Source organism: Actinomycetospora sp. (assembly GCF_055612215.1).
In genome coordinates this window covers 1-1,925 of record NZ_JBVPVA010001126.1, presented here as the reverse complement: position 1 = coordinate 1,925, position 1,925 = coordinate 1, and the positions used below count along the sequence as shown (strand labels likewise).

The 1,925-nt window shown below is 70.4% G+C and carries 1 protein-coding gene; it reads left to right on the top strand.

The genetic code is table 11. The annotated features are described in order from the left end of the window. A partial coding sequence (locus AC0CYZ_RS30320) for a glycoside hydrolase family 65 protein (RefSeq protein WP_472221827.1) occupies nt 1-1,925 on the top strand: 1,925 nt, incomplete at both ends.

Here is a 1,925-nt window from a genome sequence, read left to right as displayed (position 1 = left end):
CTCATGCTGCGCATCGAGGGCGAGGAGGCGATCACGCTCGACAACGTCGAGGTGCTCGAGTACTCGCACTCCTACGACATCCGCACCGCGATGCTGCGCCGCCACTTCCGCTTCCGGGACCGCGCCGGCCGCGAGACGACGCTGCGCAGCCGCCGCTTCGTCTCGATGGCGCACAGCCACCAGGCCGCCATCGAGTGGGTGCTGACCCCGGAGAACTGGTCCGGGCAGATCGGTATCGTCTCGGCGATCGACGGGCGCGTCGACAACGACATGGTCGCCCGCTACCGCGACCTCGAGGGCCGCCACCTCGATCCCGTCACGCCCCGCACGTTCGGGCCGGAGATCATCGCGCTGAAGGTGCGCACCCGGCAGTCGAACCTCTACATCTCCGAGGCCGCCCGCACCCGGGTGGCGCGCAGCCGGGGCCGCTCCTGGCAGGCCGTCGAGCCCAAGCGCACGTTGCACCAGATGAACGACTACATCCAGCAGGTGCTCGACCTCGAGGCCCACGAGGGCGAGTCGATCAAGGTCGAGAAGCTGGTCTCGTTCTTCACCAGCCACGACAACGCGATCACCGAGACGCTCACCGCCGCGGGGCGCCACGTCGAGCGCTACCCGGACTTCGCCGAGGCCCTCGCCGAGCACGAGTCGGCCTGGACCGAGCTCTGGGACGTCTGCGCGATCGACCTGCCGTCCGAGCCGCGCGTGCAGCTGCTGCTGCGCTTCCACACCGCGCACATCCTGCAGGTCTGCTCGCGGCACACGGCGCGGCACGACGCGGGCGTCCCCGCGCGGGGGCTCAACGGCGAGGCCTACCGCGGCCACGTGTTCTGGGACGAGCTCTACGTCTATCCGTTCCTCGACTTCCGGCTGCCCGAGGTCACCCGCGGCCTGCTGATGTACCGCTACCGCCGCCTCGCCGAGGCGCGGGCCGCGGCCGCGGAGGCGGGCTACTCGGGCGCGATGTTCCCGTGGCAGTCCGGCTCGGACGGCACCGAGGAGACCCAGGTCGTCCACCTGAACCCGCTCTCGGGCCAGTGGGACCCCGACCACTCGCACAACCAGCGCCACGTCAACGCGGCGATCTTCTACAACGTCTGGCAGTACTACCAGGCCACCGACGACCTGGAGTTCCTGCGCGACTACGGCGCCGAGCTGATGCTGGAGATCGCGCGCTTCTGGGCCTCGATCGCGCACCGCAACCCGCAGACCGGGCGCTACGAGATCCACGGCGTGATGGGCCCCGACGAGTTCCACGAGAGCTACCCGGGCGCCGAGGTCGGCGGGCTGCGCAACAACGCCTACACCAACGTCATGGTCGCCTGGATCTGCTCGACGGCGCCGCGGGTGCTCGCCATGCTCCCCGCCAGCCGCCGCCGGGCGCTGCGCACCCGCCTCGGGATCACCGACGCCGAGATCGAGCGCTGGGCCGAGATGACGCGGCTGATGTACGTGCCGACGCACGCGACGCCGGAAGGGGGCCGCGTGCTGAGCCAGTTCGAGGGCTACGAGGCCCTCGAGGAGCTGGACTGGGACGCCTACCGCAGCAGGCACACCAACATCCAGCGCATGGACCGCATCCTCAAGGCCGAGGGTGACGACCCGGACCGCTACAAGGTCGCCAAACAGGCCGACACGGTCATGCTGTTCTTCCTGTTCTCCGCCGACGAGCTGCGCGAGATCCTCGGCCGCCTCGGCTACGACGACGTCGCGGGCGACGCGGACCTCGCGCGGCGCACGATCGACTACTACGACCACCGCACCTCGCACGGGTCGACGCTGTCGCTGGTCGCCCACGCCGCGGTCCTCGCCGGGATCGACCCGGCCAGCTCGTGGGAGCGGTTCCTGGTGGCCCTGGAGTCCGACGTCGGGGACGTCCAGGGGGGCACCACCAAGGAGGGCATCCACATGGGGGTCATGTCGGG